The organism is Lysobacter sp., from assembly GCA_013141175.1.
Lineage (GTDB): Bacteria > Pseudomonadota > Gammaproteobacteria > Xanthomonadales > Xanthomonadaceae > Lysobacter_I.
On record JABFRN010000001.1, the window covers coordinates 891,074 to 908,617 of the forward strand.

Below are 17,544 nucleotides of genomic sequence, written 5' to 3' on the forward strand. Positions count from 1 at the left end.
CGGGCTTCCCAACAAGGAGTGAACACGCATAATGGGTGTTCAAGCAGGGAGCTTCGATGTCTTTTGTTCCTCACGAGCGTAGTTCCGCCGCATCCGGCGGCCGGACCGGCGGCCCCGGCGCGCAGGTGCGCGCCGAATCGCCGCCTGCCGGTTACTGGCGCCGCTGGTGCGAGGACGCACCGCAGCCGGCCATGCAACTGCTCGTCGATCCGATGGCGGCGGAAACCGCGGAGATCGAAGCCACACCGCAAGTGGTGCCGGCCGAACAGGGGGAACCCGCTTACCGCATCCTCATCGTCGAGGACGACCGCAGCCAGGCGATGTTCGCGCAGGGCGTGCTCAAAGGTTCCGGCATGGACGCGGAAGTCGTCCAACTGGCCAGCGAAACCATGGCCACGCTCGATCGCTTCCATCCCGATCTGGTGCTGATGGATCTGCACATGCCCGGTATGAGCGGCATCGAACTGACCGCGCTGATCCGCAGCCACGCCGCGTACGCGCACATGCCGGTGGTGTTCCTGACCGGCGACACCGACCCCGAAAGCCATCTCGAAGTGCTCGACAGCGGCGCCGACGATTACCTCAGCAAACCGGTTCGTCCGCGACACCTGATCGCTGCCGTGGAGAACCGCGTGCGCCGCGCCCGCGCGCTCAAGCTGCAGCGCGAACAGGAAGTCCGCCGACACCCGGCCACCGGCCTGCTGACGCGCACCTACATGCTGCAGCAGTTGGCGCTGGCGTTCCCGCAGCAAAGCATGGGCGCCCTGCATTTCGTGGTGATCGAAGGCACATCGGCGCTGCGCGAGCATTACGGTTACGCCTCGCTCGACGCGATCCTCACCGACGCCGGGCGGCTCATCGCCGGGGTCGCAGGCGAACACCCGGCGTCGCGGCTCAACGACAACACCTTCGTGGTGTATTGGCCGGGCTTGCCGCCCGATCGCCATGCGATCTGGGCGCGGCAATTGCGCGATGTTTTCATCGGCCAGAATCTCGCGATCAACGGGGACAATATCCGGCTGCGCGCCTGTGTCGGCTATGTCGATCTGGCGCTCGGCTTCAAGGATGCCGGCACCGCGCTCGGCGCCGCCGAGGAAGCCCTGCGGCTTGCGCGCAACGAGCCGAACGCGATCGCCGCCTACCGGCCGCAATCCGACGCGGTCTCGGAACACGCCGCGAAGTTGCTCGCCCAACTGCAGGATGCATTGAAGAACGAGCGCCTCGAACTGGCGTTCCAGCCGATCGTCTCGGTGGTCGGCGGCGATCATGTCCAATACCAGACGCTGGTCCGGCTGCGCGACGGCAGTGGACAGCTGCATACCGCCGCGGAAATCGTGCCGCTGGCCGAACGCGCCGGACTGGTGCACGAAATCGACCGCCGGGTCATGACCCGGGCCATCGCGATCCTCGGCGAGCAGCGCGGGACCAAGTCGGCACGGCTGTTCGTACCGCAGGCGGCACGCAGCCTGGGCCAGGACGGCTATGCGCAGTGGCTGCTGACCTCGCTTGCCGATCTCGGGATCGAGGGCAAGCAGCTGGTGGTCGATGTGCGGCTGGCCGACGCGCTGGTGCATTCGGTGCTGCTGCGCGAGTTCTGCCAGCGGATGGTCAGCGCCGGCGTCCGTCTGTGCCTGGGTCAATACCAGACCAATGCCGAGGCCGACGCCCTGTTGTCCCAGCTGCCGCTGAGCTATGTCCGCCTGTCGCCGCACTACACCAACAAGATCGACCAGCAGGCGATCCAGGACGAGATGCGGCTGGCGATCGAGCGTGCGCATCTGCTCGGTTTGCAGGTCATCGGCCAGCACGTCGAAGATCCGCAGACTGCAGCGACCCTGTGGCTGAGCGGAATCGATTTCATCCAGGGCGATCTGGTCCAGCGCGCGGCCGACGCGATGGATTTCGACTTCCAGCATTCGCTGCTCTGACGGATCTTCGGCGGCGCGCGGCGGCGGCCGACAGGTCCATACGCTGGTCAAGCTGGCGCTTGGTGCGGCATGATCGGGATTCGGCCCACGGCCGGCCAGGCGCATCGCGGTCCAGAGCGGGCCGGATGCAGGGCACCGTTCCCAACCCAGGTATATCGATTTGAACGATCCGAAGCCATCGCTGCTGACCTTCCGCTGGCTGGCGCTGGCTTTCGCGATCGGCGCCACCCTCGCGCTGGTGCTCGATGTCACCATCGGATCGGGCCCTTGGCGGATCGTTGCACTGACTCTGGCCGCGATCACCGCCGCCATCGTCGGTTTCCTCGCTTACGCCTCGCGCCATTACGAGCAGCACATGGGCGAAGCGGCCGAGATCGCCGCCCGCAGCGACGCCGAACGCAGTGAGCTGCAGCGCGAGCTGCAGCGCCGCAACCAGTTGGAACAGCAACTGCGGCAGGCCAAACAGGACGCCGAATCGGCGGTGATGGCCAAAGGCGAATTCCTGGCCACCATGAGTCACGAAATCCGCACGCCGCTCAACGGCATCGTGCCGATGCTCGACCTGCTGATGCACAACAAGCTGCCGGCCGATCAGGCGGAGATGGTGCACACCGCCTTCCTGTCGTCGCAGCAGATGCTGCGCATCGTCGACGACATCCTCGATTACTCGAAGCTCGAAGCCTCGAAACTGCAGCTCGAATCGACCACCTTCAATCTGCGCGAGACGCTGGAATCCGTGATCCAGTTGATGGAGCGCCCGGCGCAGAGCAAAGGCCTGCGCCTGAGCCTGCAGATCGATCCGTCGGTACGGCTGCCGGTGCGCGGCGATCCGGTGCGGCTGCGCCAGGTGCTGTCCAACCTGATCAGCAATGCGGTGAAATTCACCGAACGCGGCAGCATTTCGCTTAACGTGCGCAAGATCGGCGACACCAGCGCACAGCACCAGTTGCGCTTCGAAGTGCGCGACACCGGCATCGGTATTCCGCAAGCGGCACAGGATCGGCTGTTCCAGGCCTTCAGTCAGGCCGATGCCTCCACCACCCGGCTCTACGGCGGCACCGGCCTGGGCCTGGCGATCTCCAAACGCATCATCGACCTGATGGGTGGCCGCATCGGGGTGGAATCCGACGCCGGGCAAGGCGCGATGTTCTGGTTCGAGATTCCGCTGCTCAAGGTGCAGGGCGACATCACTCCCGCCAGACAGGCCGAATCCACCAGTGGCCGGGTCTTGCTGCTGACCAGCGACCAGCGCCTGCGCCTGCGCCTGAGCATGTTGCTGCCGAACTGGGGCCTGCGCATCACCAGCGTCGAAACCACGCAGGAAGCACTGGAACGCATCCGCTCGGCCGTGAGCCAGGGCCCGACCTGGGCCTACACCACGGTCATCGCCGACCTCGCCAGCGTGCGCAGCACGGCCTTGGCCCTGCAACGCAATCTCGAACGCCAGACCATTTACGGCCAGGTACGGCTGATCTGCCTGCAAAGCGACGAACCCGTGCCCGAAGAATTGCAGCAGGTCGTCACCCTGCTGCAGCGCCAGGCACCCGACGCGGACCTCCGCGCCGCGCTGCTCGGTACGGTCGAGCCCGTCGGCGAACCGATGGCGGAGGATTTCAGCAGCCACACCGCGACGACGGCAATGTCCAGCGGCAGCACCGGCACGGGCGGGACCGACACGCCCCTGGCTTCCGAACCGACACGCCCAATGCGGGTTCTGCTGGTGGAAGACAATCCGGTCAACCTGATGGTCGGCCAGCGCCTGCTCAGCGTGCTCGGTACCCACTGCGACAGCGCCACCAACGGCGAAGCCGCGCTGCTGCGGATGTCCGCCTCGCGCTACGACATGGTGCTCATGGATTGCCAGATGCCGGTGATGGACGGATACACCGCGACCCGACGCTGGCGGGAACACGAAGCCGCCAGCGGCGGTCGCCGACTGCCGATCGTGGCGATGACCGCCAACGCCATGGCCGGCGACCGCCAGAAATGCCTCGACGCCGGGATGGACGACTATCTCGCCAAACCCGTCACCCGTGGCGAACTGGAACGCTGCCTGTTCCATTGGCACCAGATCTCCTCGCAACAAGCGCATGCCGAACCCGCCGCACCGGCTTCTGCCGACAACGAGCCGGCAGCGCTCGCATCGACGCCTGTCGTGGCCCCAGCTACGCCGATTCCGCCGGCCGCGACGCCCAACGCCACGCTGGAAGCCGCCGCCAACCGTCCCGTCATCACCGCAAATCCCTTCGTGACCTCCCACCCTCCTGCAAAGCCCGATTCGCCGCCGCCTGCGGCGCCGGCACGCCGAACCGACCCGTTGCCGCCGATCATCGACCCCGAAGTGCTCGAAGAGCTACGAAGCATCCTCGGGACCGAGGTCGACCGGCTCATCGAAGTCTTCCTCGACGACACCCCGAGGTTGATCGCTGCGCTTGAAGCCGCTGCGGTCGGTCCGGACTATGAAATGCTGCGCAACGCCTCGCACACGCTGAAATCGTCCAGCGCCAATCTCGGCGCGATGTCGCTGTCGAATGCCGCCAGGAAACTCGAATTGGCCACCCGCACCCAGACCCTGGAGCGTCCGGCGGTCGCCGTGGCGCTGATCGCGAACGAATTCGCGCGCGCCCGCCAGGCGTTGCGCGCGAACATGTCGCAAAATGCCTAGGGGCTGACACGGAGCGACAGATCTTCGCGGCATGAGGGGCTCCGGGGCATTCGGAGCAGGCCAGCTCCCACGCGGGCTTCGCATGTAGCTCCATCCGATGCTTCGCCCCGGATCATTGTCCGGGCGGCCTTCCCGCCCCAGTCGCGACTCGGTGGCACGATTCTTGCTTGGAGAAGCATTACCGTCAGACGACCACGGACATCCAGGCGAGAAGAGCAATGGGACTATTCGATTTCCTCAAGAGCTTCGGCTCGAAGAAAGAACAGGAAAAAGCGCGGGAGGATGTCAATCAGGCATTGACCGCACTCGACCTCGACGTCGCGATCGGCGCGCACAGAAACTGGAAGGACCGGCTGACCAATTATCTCGAAGGTCACTCGAGCGAGGATCTCCGGCCTGAAGTCATTTGCCACGACGACCGCTGCGATCTGGGCAAATGGATCTATTCGGATGGCCAGAAGCAGCTTGGACAGTACCCGATGTTCATCGAGCTGCGGGCTGTGCACAAGATATTCCATCAGCAGGCCTCCAGCGTGGTGGCACTGCATCAATCCGGAAAGATCGATGCCGCGAAATGGCTTCTCGACGGCGAGTACACCAAGACTTCCAATCGGATCGTCACTCGACTCGAAGACCTGAAAATGATGAACAGCAGTATCGGCGAATAAAGTTGCGTATCGACGCGAATTTGCTGGAATCCACGCGATACGGATGAAAAAAAAACGGCGGCCTTGGGCCGCCGTTTTTGCATCCGCGATATGGCAAGTCAGCTCGCCAGCTTGGCCTGCAGGTAATTCTGTTCGCCCAGCCGCTGGATGAGCGACAACTGGGTTTCGATCCAATCGATATGCTCTTCTTCGGAATCGAGGATATCGGCGAACAGCTGCCGACTGACGTAGTCGCCGATCTTCTCGCAATGCGAGATCGCTTCGCGCAGCAGCGGCACGGCGTCCAGCTCCAGCGCCAGATCGCATTCGAGCAGTTCCCGCGGAGTTTCGCCGATACGCAGCTTGCCCAGCGCCTGGAAATTCGGCAGCCCATCGAGGAAAAGAATGCGCTCCGCCAACGTGTCGGCGTGCTTCATCTCGTCGATCGACTCGCGGTACTCGTGCTCGGCGAGTTCCTTCAGCCCCCAATTCTTCAGCATCTTGGCGTGCAAAAAATACTGGTTGATCGCGGTCAGCTCGTTGTAGAGCGCCTTGTTCAGGAATTCGATGGTCTTGGGATCGCCTTTCATGGCGTGCTCCGTGTGTGCGATGCGCCACTGTAACGCGCGAACTGCGACCAAGGCCGCGACGGCATCAGGCTGCGTCCGCCATGTCGCTGCCCGTCGCCACGGTGGCGTGTACCTCTTCCAGCAATGCAGTCGCCATACAGACACAACTGCCGCAACCCGCACCGCAGCCGGTACGCATGGTCAGCTCCACCATGCTGCGGCAACCTGCGATTGCGGTCTGACGGATGTCGCGCTCGGTAACGCCGTTGCAGAGGCATACGTACATGGGAAAGCACACTGTTTGGGAATCGCTCTCATTTGGCCACGCATGAGAATGATTGTCAATTGATGGCTCGGCAGTGCCCAGCCCGCCCCGCCTGCTTCAAGGCGCCGCAGGACGCTGCTGGCCGCGTGGCCGCAACCAGCGCCTGGGCTCGATGACCGCTGAAGGAACCGCCTGGACACCCGCCACCTGCCTGGCATACGGCGCCAGATGATGCAGTGCATGGGTGTAGACCATGCGCTTGAAGTTGACCACGTGCTCCAGCGGATACCAGAAATCGACCCAACGCCAGTGATCGAATTCCGGTGAATCGGTCAGATCAAGCTGCAGATCGCTCTCCTCGCCGGTGAACTGCAGCAGGAACCAGACCTGCTTCTGCCCGATGCAGACCATCCGGTCATGGCGGCGTACCGCGCGTGGCGGCAACCGATACCGGAGCCAGCCCGGCGTGTTCCCAAGCACATCGACATGTTCAGGCAGGAGCCCGGTTTCCTCGCGCAACTCGCGATACATCGCCTCGGTAGGCGTCTCGTCGCTGTTCATCCCGCCCTGCGGGAACTGCCAACCATCACGACGGACACGACGCGCCCAGAACACCCGTCCATCCGGGCGCATCAGGACAATCGCTACATTCGGTCGATAACCGTCCGGATCGATCACGATGCGGACTCCTGAAATCTTTGGCCTTAAGGCCGCTGTCACCGACTCTGCCATGGGCGCCCGACAAGGACAAGCTCGAACAGCAGTACACGGGTCGGATTGACGTGAGCGCCCCGGACATGGACAATTTCCGGCTCACCGCACCTGCGGCGGCGTCTTGGCTATGTAGCTCAGCCGGTTAGAGCACAGCACTCATAATGCTGGGGTCGGTGGTTCGAGTCCACCCATAGCCACCATTTTCACTGTCCAGGCCCACGAGCAGCGCTCAGCGCGGCTCCGCGATCCGCAGAGCCAGCCCATGGACATTTTCAAAGTCTTCACTCTCGAAGCCGCGCATCGGCTACCCAATGTCCCGCCCGGGCACAAATGCGCGCGCCTGCACGGGCATTCATTCCGAATCGAACTCCACGTCAGCGGCGAGATCGATCCGCAAACCGGCTGGGTGATGGATTTCGCCGACATCAAGATCGGGTTCAAGCCACTGTACGATCGCCTCGATCACCATTACCTCAACGAGATCGAAGGCCTCGAAAATCCGACCAGCGAACGACTGGCGGTATGGATCTGGGAACGCCTGAAGCCGGTATTGCCGCTCTTGAGCGAGGTTGTGGTCCACGAAACCTGCACCTCTGGCTGCCGGTATCGCGGTTGATCTTCCGGCAAACCTGATCTGTCTTGTATCCGCAAGCTGCTGATTTCCGAAGAAGTATGAACGCGCGGACTGCCGTTCGTCGGTTCATGTTGCAGTGCAACAAAAAGAGCGTTATGTTGCACCGCACAACACCGGCATTCCCTGCCGGCATTCCCAAGCCTCAGGAGCCCGCCATGTACCAGCAGTTCAACGACCAGTTCACCAAATCGACCCGCCAGTTCGCCGACACATCGGCCCAGGTCGGTCGTCTTGCCCTCGAAAACACCGAGGCCGTGTTCGGCCTGCAGCTCGCCACCATCGAAGAGAACATGAACGCCACGTTCGCCTTCTGGGGCCAGTTGGCTGAAGCGCGCGACTTCGATGCCCTCAAGGCTGTCTGGCCGAAGGGTGTGCAGGTTGCCCGTGAAAACGTCGAGCGCAGCATCGGCGCCGGTCAGGAAGTCTTCGGCCGCACCGTGAAGACCAACGAAGCCATTGCCCAGATCGCCAAAGGCCAGTTCGAAACCGTCGCCGCCAATGTTCAGGCCGACGTCGAGAAGGTGACCAAGGCCGCCGGTCGCAAGACCACGCGATAAATCGGAGCTGCAGCCCGCGAAATCGCGCGTTGCAACCGTTCTTCAGACCCGGCAGCGCAAGCTGCCGGGTTTTTTGTTGCCTGAAGCAAAAAGCCGGCAAGGGCCGATTACCTCGAAAAACAATACAGCATCAATCAAGAACCACTATTGATCATATTTTGAATTCAATTCAAAATACGCCTACCGACACACTTCGGCCGTCACCATGAGCACCAAGGACCGCCGCCTGCGCGAACGCGGCGAGCGAGAACAGCGTTTCCTCGACAAGGCACAGGAGCTGATCCAGCGCGACGGTCTCCTGTCGCTGCAGATGGCCCGCATCGCCGAAGAATGCGACTACGCCATCGGCACGCTGTACCAGCATTTCGCCAGCAAGGAAGACCTGCTGGTCACGCTGGCCACCCGCAACTGTCTGAGCCGCGTGCACCTGTTCGAACGTGCCGCACATTGGCGCGGCCCCAGCCGTGAACGCATGCTGGCGATCGCATTGGCCGATCTGATGGTCATCCGCGCACAGCCCGAGCACTTCCGCCTTGCGCAGTTCGTCTGGACCGATGTGATCTGGGGCGCCGCCTCGGCGCTGACCCGGCAGCGCTCGCTGGAAGCCAGCGCACCCTTGGGCGCGCTGATCGACGGCATCGTCGAGGATGCGATCGCTGCGGGCGACCTGCGCGCCGACATCGGCCTGTCGCCGCAGGCCGTGACTATCGGGCCTTGGACGCTTTCCATGGGGATGCATACCCTCACCCATGCCGAAGGGCTGCTCGAAGCATATGCATTGGGCGACCCGTACCGGCTGCTGATGAAACATCTGCACTTCCTGCTCAACGGCTACGGTTGGCAACCCTTGTTCGACCCGGCCGACGACATCGCGCTCGACGCGCTCAATGCGCGGCTCTGCCAGGCAATTTTCGACAGCGAGTGCCCCCGGACACACCGCACCGCCACGTCACTCACCGCCGCGACCGCACTTCGCTCCGAGGTTTCCCCATGACCGACCAACACGATACGACCCGCCATGACGAACACCGCGCAGCGCAGCGCAAACCGTCCTCGAAAAAACGGATGGTGTGGATGTTGATCGGCGCGACCATGATTTTCGGTGGCGTGTTCGCGGTGAAAGCCGTCATGAATACCGGCATGAACGAATTCTTCGACAACATGCCGCAGCCGCCCGCATCGGTCAGCGTTGCGGTCGCGAAAGCGGAACGCTGGCGCGAAGGCGCCGAAGCCGTGGGCACCTTCGTCGCGGTCAACGGCGCCGATGTCACCACCGAAGCCGGCGGCGTGATCCGTGAAATCCTGTTCGAACCGGGCCAACGGGTGAAAGCCGGCACGGTGCTGGCGCGACTGAACACCGCCAACGAAGAAGCCACGTTGCGCGCACTGGACGCCGCCGCGAAACTCGCGGTTTCCCAGCGCGACCGCTGGCGCGAACTCGGTCAGCAGAAGCTCGTGTCGCTGGCCGATGTCGAACAACGCGCCGCCGATGCCGCATCCGCACTCGCGCAGGTCGAAGCGCAGCGCGCGCTGATTGCGCAGAAAACCATCCGCGCGCCCTTCGACGGCACACTCGGCATCCGCAAGGCGAATCTCGGCCAGTTCATCGCGCCCGGCAGCCCCATCGTCAATCTGCAGTCGATCAGTCCGATCTTCCTCGATTTCACGTTGCCCCAGCAGCGCATGGATCAGCTCGTGGAAGGCACGATGATCCGCGCGACCGTGGATTCGCTGCCTGGACGCACGTTCGATGGCCGGATCACCGCGATCGAACCGCTCATCGACGCGGAAACCCGCAGCGTCAAAGTACAGGCGACCTTCGTCAACGGCGACAACGCATTGCGCCCCGGCACGTTCGCCAAGGTCGGTTTCGACCTCGGCGGCGAGCAATCGGTGATCGTGATCCCGCAGACCGCCGTCAGTTTCAATCCGTACGGCAACGCGGTGTATGTGATCCGCGAAACGCAATACGGGCCTGACGAGAAAGACATGCAGGGCAAACCGCTGACCGGTGTCAAGCTCGTGGTCCAGCAGCGCTTCATCAAGACCGGCGCGACGCGTGGCGACCTGGTCGCGGTGACCGACGGTCTGAAGCCGGGCGAACGGGTCGTGACGAGCGGTCTTCTGAAACTGCGCAACGACGCCGTTGTGACCATCAACAACAAGGTGCAACCGGCTGCGGATTCCGCGCCGAAGCCCGACAACAGCTGACGCGACGGCACACGCCGAAACCATGCCCTTGCCTACCGCCCCTACCCACCCTGCGCCGTCCGCGATGCACGGGAGACCGCGATGAAATTCACCGACATCTTCATCAACAAGCCCGTGCTCGCGGTCGTCGTCAGCCTGTTCATTCTGCTGTTCGGATTGCGGGCGTTCAGTGCGCTGAACGTGCGCGAATACCCCGAACTGCAGAATGCGGTGATCAACGTCAGCACCACGTATTTCGGCGCCGACGCGGACCTGATCCAGGGCTTCATCACCACGCCGCTGGAGCGCGAGATCGCCAGCGCCGAAGGCATCGAGTATCTGACTTCATCCAGCTCGGCCGGCGTCAGCACGATCCAGGCGTACATCCGTCTCGATCAGGACCCGAACGAAGCCTTGACCCAGATTTCGGCCAAGATCAACAAGCTGCGCGGCCAATTGCCGCAGGAGTCCGAGGACCCGGTCATCGATCTGCAGCAGGGCCAGCAGATCGCTGCGATGTACGTGTCGTTCGCGAGCGAGCGGCTGGACAACAACCAGATCACCGACTACCTGACCCGTGTGATCCAGCCGAAGCTGGTCACGGTGCCCGGCGTGCAGCGTGCAGAGATTCTCGGCGCCGGCTCGTTCGCGATGCGCGTGTGGCTGAAACCGGAGCGCATGACCGCGTTGAAAGTCACCGCCAGCGATGTCGACGCCGCGCTGCGCAACAACAACGTGCTGTCCGCGCTCGGCTCGACCAAGGGCCAGATGGTGTCGGTGGATCTCACTGCGCGCACCGACCTGCGCACTCCCGACGAATTCCGCGAACTGGTCATCCGCGAGCAGGACGGCAGCATCGTGCGCCTCGGCGACGTGGCCGATGTGGTGCTGGGCTCGGAGAATTACGGCACGTCCGTGCGCATCAACGGCCAGGCCGCGACGTTCATGGGCATCTATGTTTCGCCGGATGCGAATTCGCTGGACGTGATCAAGGACGTGCGCAAAGCCTGGGACGCGGACATCATCCCGCAGCTGCCCGAAGGCATGGTCGGCACCATTCCGTACGACAGCACCGAGGCGATCCAGGATGCCATCGACGAAGTGATCAGCACGATCATCGAAGCGGTGATCATCGTGATCGTGGTGATCTATCTGTTCCTGGGCTCGTTCCGCAGCGTGCTGATCCCGGCGGTCACGGTGCCACTCTCGCTGGTCGGCACCCTGTTCCTGATGCTGTTGATGGGCTTCACCATCAATCTGCTGACGCTGCTGGCGATGGTGCTGGCGATCGGCATCGTGGTCGACGATGCGATCATCGTGCTGGAGAACATCCACCGGCATATCGAGGAAGGCATGTCGCCGCGCGACGCGGCCTTGCGCGGCGCGCGCGAGCTGGCCTGGCCGGTGGTGGCGATGACCACCACGCTGGTCGCGGTCTATCTGCCGATCGGTTTCCAGGGTGGCCTCACTGGCGTGTTGTTCACCGAATTCGCATTCACGTTGGCGGGCTCGGTACTGTTGTCGGGCGTGATCGCGCTGACGCTCTCGCCGATGATGAGCGCGAAGATGCTCAAACCGCACAAAGAAGGCGGCAAGAGTCGATTCGAAACCTGGCTGGATGTGCGTTTCGACCGCCTCCGCCATGGCTATCAGCGCCGGCTGCACGGTGCGCTCGATACCAAGGGCGTGATCGGCGTGTTCGGCGCCATCGTCTTCGCTTCGTGCGTCTTCCTGTACATGCAGTCGCCACAGGAGCCGGCGCCTGCCGAGGATCAAGGCTTCATCTTCTCGATCGGCAGTGCCGACCCGTCGTCGACGCTGGACTATGTCGAGCGTTACACCGAGGAAGTGACCAGGATCGCCAAAGGCGTTCCCGAGGTCGAGAACTACTTCCTGTTCAACGGCGGCTTCGGTGGCGGTGGCGCCAGCAACAGCGCGATCGCGGGTTTCGTGCTCAAGCCGTGGAGCGAGCGCACGCGTTCGACCAAACAGGTGCTGGAACAGGATCTGCAGCCGAAGATCGCCGAAGTCACCGGTCTGAACGTGTTCGCACTGATCCCGCCCGCGCTGCCCAGCGCCGGCGGCGACGGTGGCGGCGAATTCGTGATCGGCGGCATCGGTTCGCTGCAGCAGTTGCAGGAACTGGCCGATGCCGTGCTCGCGAAGGCCTACGCCAGCAAGCGCTTCATCTTCCTCGACAAGGATCTGAAGATCGACAAGCCGCGGATCGAAGTGCAGATCGATCGCGACAAGGCCGCCGCGCTCGGCATCGATATGCGCACGCTGTCGGCGGACATGTCGGCGATGCTGTCGGGCGGCTACGCCAACCGCTTCGCGATGCAGAACCGCTCGTACCGGGTGATCGCGCAGGTGCAGCGCAGCGACCGCATCAACGCCGATCAGCTCACCAATTACTACACCCGCACGCGCAGCGGCGAACTGATTCCGCTCTCGACCATCGTCACCCTGAAGGAATCGGCGCAGCCGCAGGTGCTGAAGCGCTTCCAGCAGCTGAACGCCGTGTCGATCACCTTCGCGCCGCGTCCCGGCGTGTCCAAGGGCGAGGCGCTGGCGGTGCTGGAACAGGCCGCGAAGGAAGTGCTGCCGCAGGGCTACAGCGTGGATTACGCCGGCGAGTCGCGGCAGTTCAAACAGGAGGGCACGACCATGCTGGTCACCCTGCTGTTCGCGCTGATCATCATTTTCCTGGTGCTGTCGGCCCAGTTCGAGAGCTTCCGCGACGCGCTGATCATGCTGATCACCGTGCCGATGGCGATCTGCGGCGCGCTGCTGGTCATGAATGTGCTGGCGATCGCCAGCGGCATCCTCGGGCTCCAGGGCATCGAAGCCTTCCCCGGCATGAGCATCAACATCTATACCCAGGTCGGCCTGGTGACGCTGGTGGGCGTGATCACCAAACACGGCATCCTGATCGTGGAGTTCGCAAACAAACTGCAGATCGAGAAAGGCCTGTCGAAGCGCGAAGCGATCGAAGAAGCCACCGCGATCCGCCTGCGTCCGGTACTGATGACCACCGCGGCGCTGGTGTTCGCGATGATCCCGCTGCTGATGGCCAGCGGCCCCGGTGCGGCTGCGCGTTTCTCGATGGGCACGGTGATCGCTTCGGGCATGACCATCGGCACCGCGTTCACGCTGTTCGTGCTGCCGGCGTTCTATCTGTATCTCGCGCGCGACCATTCGCATGACACTGCGGATGCCGCCGCTGGCGACAACGTGTTGGAGACGCAAACCGCATAGGCGGGCCAGGGCCCGCCCTATGCAAACCCCGTGGGCAGCGACAACCGCGATGCCATCGCCGCTGCATCGGGCGATTCCGCGTACTGCAACACGCCAAGACACGGCGCTGGCAGCGCAACGCGCAGCAGTTCGACGTATTCATCGCATTCGGCGAACGCGGGATCGACGCGGTTGCCGATCCAACCGATCAATCGCATTCCGTCGCTCCGGAGCGCGCGCGCGGTGAGTCGCGCATGATTCAGACAACCCAGGCGCAGGCCCACCACCAGCAGCACCGGCAGATCGAGTTTGCGCACAAGATCGACCTGATCCAGCCCGTCGTCCAGTGGTGCGGCCCAGCCGCCGACGCCTTCGACCACTACCGCGTCGGCCAGCGCGGCAAGACGCGCGTACGCATCGTTCAGATGCGACAGGTCCACATGTATTCCCATCGCGCATGCCGCGAGCTGCGGTGCGGTCGCCCGTTCCAGCGCATACGGATTGACATCCCCGTATCCGGGCTGCGGATCGCTTGCGGCCTGCAGGCGCAGCGCGTCGTCGTTGCGCCAGCCATCGGGCGTGTGTTCGCAGCCGCTGGCAACCGGCTTCATGCCGACGGTACGCAGGCCTGCGGCACGCAGGCGATGGATCAACGCAACGCTCGCCACGGTCTTGCCCACACCGGTATCGGTACCGGTGACGAATACGCCACGCGTGGCTTCGGAAACAGAAACCGTCATGCGTCCGCCGTTGTGCGCCCGAGTGGAGGGATGATGCGCATGGTAAACGCCACAGGCGCCGCTGCTACACTGGCCGCATGAGTTTCGCATCCATCCCGCTCTCCGGCAGCAAACCGGAGCAGTACGCCCAGCTCGCCGCGCAGGCCGGGGCGCTGCTGTCTGGCGAACACGATCGCATCGCCAACGCGGCGAATCTGTCCGCACTGGTCTATCACGCGCTGCCGGATCTGAACTGGGCCGGTTTCTATTTCTTCGATGGCACAGAACTGGTCGTCGGTCCGTTCCAGGGCCTGCCTGCCTGTGTCCGCATTCCGCTCGACAAGGGCGTGTGCGGCGCTGCCGCAAGTCGCCGACGGACGCAGCGCATCGCCGATGTCCACGACTTCCCCGGCCACATCGCCTGCGATGCCGCATCGCGCTCGGAGCTGGTGATACCACTGGTATTGGACGATGCGCTGGTCGGCGTGTTCGATCTCGACAGTCCGGTTCCCGGGCGATTCGACGTTGAAGATCAGGTAGGGCTCGAAACCATCGCCGCACTGTTCGTACGCAGCCTGCGCGCGAACGCGTAAGCTGGCGCGAGCCCCGCAACTCCTCTCCACGACGGAACCGCATGGCCACTCCGCTGAAACTCCGCAATATAGGCCCGAAAAGCGCAGCGTGGCTGCGCCAGGTCGGCCTGCGCACCGAGGACGAGCTGCGCGCGATCGGCGCGCTCGAAGCCTTCATGCGCGTCAAGCGCGCCGGCTTCAAACCCAGTCTCAACCTGCTGTATGCGCTGGAAGGCGCCCTGCTCGACTGCCACTGGCAGGATGTGCCCAGCGAACGTCGCAGCGAGCTGTTGATCGCCGCCGATGCGGCCATCGCGCTGCTGCCGCCGCCGCGCGGCCGGCCGGCGGCCTCGCCGGTCACCACTACGCATACGATGCGCGAAGAAGACTCGTCGCCCGCATTCAACCTCTTCGACGAACCCGACAGCGGCCACGCCGACTAGGCCGTCGAGCGCGCACGGGCCTCCTACGCCACGATCGGTTACACTGCGCGCGCTTCGAGGTGACCCGAGGACGTTCGTCCGAAGGTTGAAACGGGAAGCCGGTGCGCGCCATTCATGGCGCAATGCCGGCGCTGCCCCCGCAACGGTAAGTGCGTCAAGCCATCGCATCCGCCACTGTGACCCGTCATTGCTCGATGACGACATGGGAAGGCGCGACGGCCGAACAGGCATCGCCTTGTTCGCGCATGAGCCCGGAGACCGGCCCTGGAGTTCACGGTTGCGATGCGGAGGGCATTGCGGCGATGTTGCCGCCTTGCCCATGCCTTGCATGCGCCTCGCCGGCCGCTCGCTGTTTCTCTCCGTTCGCGACTCCAACCCATCTCACCGCGCGCGGGTGTGCGCGATGGAGTCCCGCATGTCTTATTCGAAATATCCTCTGGCCCTCGCGATCGCGGGTGCCCTTCCCTTCGCTGCGTTGGCGCAATCGAACGATGCCGACGCCCTCGACGAAGTCGTGGTCACCGCCACGCGTACCGCAATCACCACCGACGCCGCGCTTGCGCCGGTCGAAGTGATCGATCGCGACGCGATCGCGCGCAGCCAGGCCGGTTCGCTCGGCGAACTGCTGCGTGGCCGCGCCGGCATCAATCTCAGCAATCAGGGCGGCAGCGGAAAGCTCAGTGCGTTGTTCGTGCGCGGCAGCGAATCGGATCACGTCCTAGTGCTGGTCGATGGCGTGCGCATCGGATCGGCCACCTCCGGTCTCGCCTCGTTCCAGGATTTGCCGGTCGCGCTGATCGACCGCATCGAAATCGTGCGCGGTCCGCGCTCCAGCCTCTATGGTTCGGACGCCATCGGTGGCGTGATCCAGGTCTTCACCCGTCGCGATCGCGGCGACACGAACGTTCGCTTCCATCTGGGCGCCGGCAGCCACGGCCGTCGCGAAGGCAGCGTCGGTGTCGGCGGAGGCGGCGAGCGCGGTTGGTTCGGTCTCGATACCGCCTACCAGCGCACCGATGGCATCGACGCCTGTCGCGGTTCGAGCACGCTGTTCGCCGGCTGTTTCACCGAAGAACCCGACCGCGACGGTTACGACAGCCGCTCGGTGTCGCTGCGCGGCGGCGTGAACATCGGCGAATCCCTCGAACTGCAGAGCAACGCGCTGCACGTGCGCGGACACAACGACTACGACGGCAGCTTCGTCAACCGCTCCGACATCGTGCAGCAGGCGCTCGGCGCGCAGTTGCGCTGGAAGGCGAACGATCGCATCGATCTGCGCTTCAACATCGGCAGCAATCGGGATGCCTCCGACAACTTCATCGGCAGCATCGCCAACGGCGACTTCGCCAGCCGCCGCGACAGCGCGTCGGCGCAGGCCGATCTCACGCTGGCCGAAGCGCATCTGCTGACGCTCGGCGTCGACTGGCTGCACGATCGCATCGACAGCGACACCGATTACGACGACACCCGTCGCAGCAACCGCGCCGCGTTCGCGCAATACCAGGGCCGGCTCGAGACGGATGCGTTCGGCACGCACGACGTGCAACTGGCGCTGCGTCGCGACGACAACGACCAGTTCGGCGGCGAAACCACCGGCACCGCGGCGTGGGGCCTGGACTTCGCCGGCGCTTGGCGCGTCACCGCCAGCTACGGCACTGCGTTCAAGGCGCCGACCTTCAACGAACTGTATTACCCGTTCTTCAGCAACCCGGCGCTGCGCCCGGAGTCGTCGAAGTCCTACGAGGCCGGCCTCGCCTGGCGCGGCGACGCCGCCCGCGTGCGTCTGGACGCGTTCACCACCGATGTCGACGATCTGATCGCCTTCGACGCCACCCTGTTCGTGCCGAACAACATCGCCCGCGCGCGCCTGCGCGGCGCGGAATTGCGCGTGGACAGCAGCGCCCTCGGTTGGGAGTTCGGCGCGAGCGCCAGCTGGCTCGATCCGGAAGACCGCGCATCGGGCCACGATCTGCCCCGCCGCGCGCGCAGCACCGCGCGGCTGGAACTGGATCGCGGCTTCGCGAAGTTCCGTCTGGGTTTCACCGGTATCGCCGAGGGGAGCCGCTACGACGACCTCGCCAACACGCGGCGGCTGGGCGGCTTCTCCACGCTTGATATACGCAGCGAATATGCGTTGGCGGCCGATTGGACCCTGCAGGCGCGGGTCGCCAATGTCTTCGACAAACGCTACGAAACCGCAGCGTTCTACAACCAGCCCGGGCGCGAATGGTCGCTGACGCTGCGCTATCGCCCGATACGCTGACTCGACGCGCTGATCGACCGACAGCGGAACCGGGAGGCAAGACACCGTCTCCCGGCTCCGCCGTCCGTTCAGCTGGCACCCGCACGCGGTTGCGCCTGTATCTCAGGCTATGATATCCAGTGTGCTGCGCCGAACCTGCGG

General features: G+C 64.2%; 15 protein-coding genes, 1 tRNA gene and 1 riboswitch. Of the genes, 12 read left to right on the plus strand and 4 right to left on the minus strand.

From position 1 onward, the window contains the following. Positions 1–56 precede the first annotated feature (56 nt). The 3 genes from HOP03_04105 to HOP03_04115 all read left to right on the plus strand — a co-directional run bounded on the left by HOP03_04105 (position 57) and on the right by HOP03_04115 (position 5,261). The gene (locus HOP03_04105) at positions 57–1,928 is read left to right on the plus strand and encodes an EAL domain-containing protein (GenBank protein NOT87347.1); all 1,872 of its coding nucleotides are present in this window, start codon (positions 57–59) and stop codon (positions 1,926–1,928) included. Positions 1,929–2,088: 160 nt separating this feature from the next. Beyond that, positions 2,089–4,593 (plus strand): response regulator, encoded by a 2,505-nt coding sequence (locus HOP03_04110; protein ID NOT87348.1) that lies wholly within the window; start codon positions 2,089–2,091, stop codon positions 4,591–4,593. Positions 4,594–4,760: 167 nt separating this feature from the next. Continuing rightward, positions 4,761–5,261, plus strand: coding sequence for a CZB domain-containing protein (locus HOP03_04115; GenBank protein ID NOT87349.1), 501 nt, complete (start codon positions 4,761–4,763; stop codon positions 5,259–5,261). A 98-nt stretch (positions 5,262–5,359) separates the two neighbouring features. On the opposite strand, the gene bfr is transcribed toward HOP03_04115, so the two are convergent. From bfr to HOP03_04130, 3 genes are all read right to left on the minus strand, one after another. Further along, positions 5,360–5,830: a bacterioferritin gene (gene bfr / locus HOP03_04120; GenBank protein NOT87350.1), complete on the minus strand. Its 471-nt coding sequence runs from the start codon at positions 5,828–5,830 to the stop codon at positions 5,360–5,362. A 64-nt stretch (positions 5,831–5,894) separates the two neighbouring features. Then, positions 5,895–6,095, minus strand: coding sequence for a bacterioferritin (locus tag HOP03_04125; protein NOT87351.1), 201 nt, complete (start codon positions 6,093–6,095; stop codon positions 5,895–5,897). A gap of 96 nt (positions 6,096–6,191) precedes the next feature. Continuing rightward, positions 6,192–6,752, minus strand: coding sequence for an RNA pyrophosphohydrolase (locus HOP03_04130; protein ID NOT87352.1), 561 nt, complete (start codon positions 6,750–6,752; stop codon positions 6,192–6,194). 159 nt (positions 6,753–6,911) lie between these two features. On the opposite strand from HOP03_04130, the gene HOP03_04135 reads away from it, so the two are divergent. The 6 genes from HOP03_04135 to HOP03_04160 all read left to right on the plus strand — a co-directional run bounded on the left by HOP03_04135 (position 6,912) and on the right by HOP03_04160 (position 13,427). Further along, a tRNA-Met gene (locus HOP03_04135) sits at positions 6,912–6,988 on the plus strand. A 62-nt stretch (positions 6,989–7,050) separates the two neighbouring features. Then, a complete protein-coding gene (gene queD, locus HOP03_04140; GenBank protein NOT87353.1) occupies positions 7,051–7,404 on the plus strand; it encodes a 6-carboxytetrahydropterin synthase QueD in 354 nt (117 codons plus the stop codon). A gap of 173 nt (positions 7,405–7,577) precedes the next feature. Further along, positions 7,578–7,979: a phasin family protein gene (locus HOP03_04145; protein ID NOT87354.1), complete on the plus strand. Its 402-nt coding sequence runs from the start codon at positions 7,578–7,580 to the stop codon at positions 7,977–7,979. A gap of 205 nt (positions 7,980–8,184) precedes the next feature. After that, on the plus strand, positions 8,185–8,973 hold the full coding sequence (locus tag HOP03_04150) for a helix-turn-helix transcriptional regulator (protein ID NOT87355.1): 789 nt from the start codon (positions 8,185–8,187) through the stop codon (positions 8,971–8,973). Then, the gene (locus HOP03_04155) at positions 8,970–10,190 is read left to right on the plus strand and encodes an efflux RND transporter periplasmic adaptor subunit (protein NOT87356.1); all 1,221 of its coding nucleotides are present in this window, start codon (positions 8,970–8,972) and stop codon (positions 10,188–10,190) included. The genes HOP03_04150 and HOP03_04155 overlap by 4 nt, the downstream gene beginning before the upstream one ends. A gap of 81 nt (positions 10,191–10,271) precedes the next feature. After that, entirely contained in the window at positions 10,272–13,427 is a 3,156-nt protein-coding gene (locus tag HOP03_04160; GenBank protein ID NOT87357.1) for an MMPL family transporter, read from the plus strand. A gap of 17 nt (positions 13,428–13,444) precedes the next feature. Here HOP03_04160 and bioD read toward each other — a convergent pair whose 3' ends face one another. Further along, positions 13,445–14,146: a dethiobiotin synthase gene (gene bioD, locus HOP03_04165; protein ID NOT87358.1), complete on the minus strand. Its 702-nt coding sequence runs from the start codon at positions 14,144–14,146 to the stop codon at positions 13,445–13,447. Positions 14,147–14,223: 77 nt separating this feature from the next. On the opposite strand from bioD, the gene HOP03_04170 reads away from it, so the two are divergent. From HOP03_04170 to btuB, 3 genes are all read left to right on the plus strand, one after another. Continuing rightward, a complete protein-coding gene (locus HOP03_04170; protein NOT87359.1) occupies positions 14,224–14,718 on the plus strand; it encodes a GAF domain-containing protein in 495 nt (164 codons plus the stop codon). Between the two features lie 41 nt (positions 14,719–14,759). After that, entirely contained in the window at positions 14,760–15,140 is a 381-nt protein-coding gene (locus HOP03_04175) for a TfoX/Sxy family protein (GenBank protein ID NOT87360.1), read from the plus strand. Between the two features lie 40 nt (positions 15,141–15,180). Beyond that, a riboswitch (cobalamin riboswitch) is annotated at positions 15,181–15,422 on the plus strand. A gap of 133 nt (positions 15,423–15,555) precedes the next feature. Beyond that, entirely contained in the window at positions 15,556–17,403 is a 1,848-nt protein-coding gene (btuB, locus tag HOP03_04180) for a TonB-dependent vitamin B12 receptor (GenBank protein NOT87361.1), read from the plus strand. Positions 17,404–17,544: the final 141 nt, after the last annotated feature.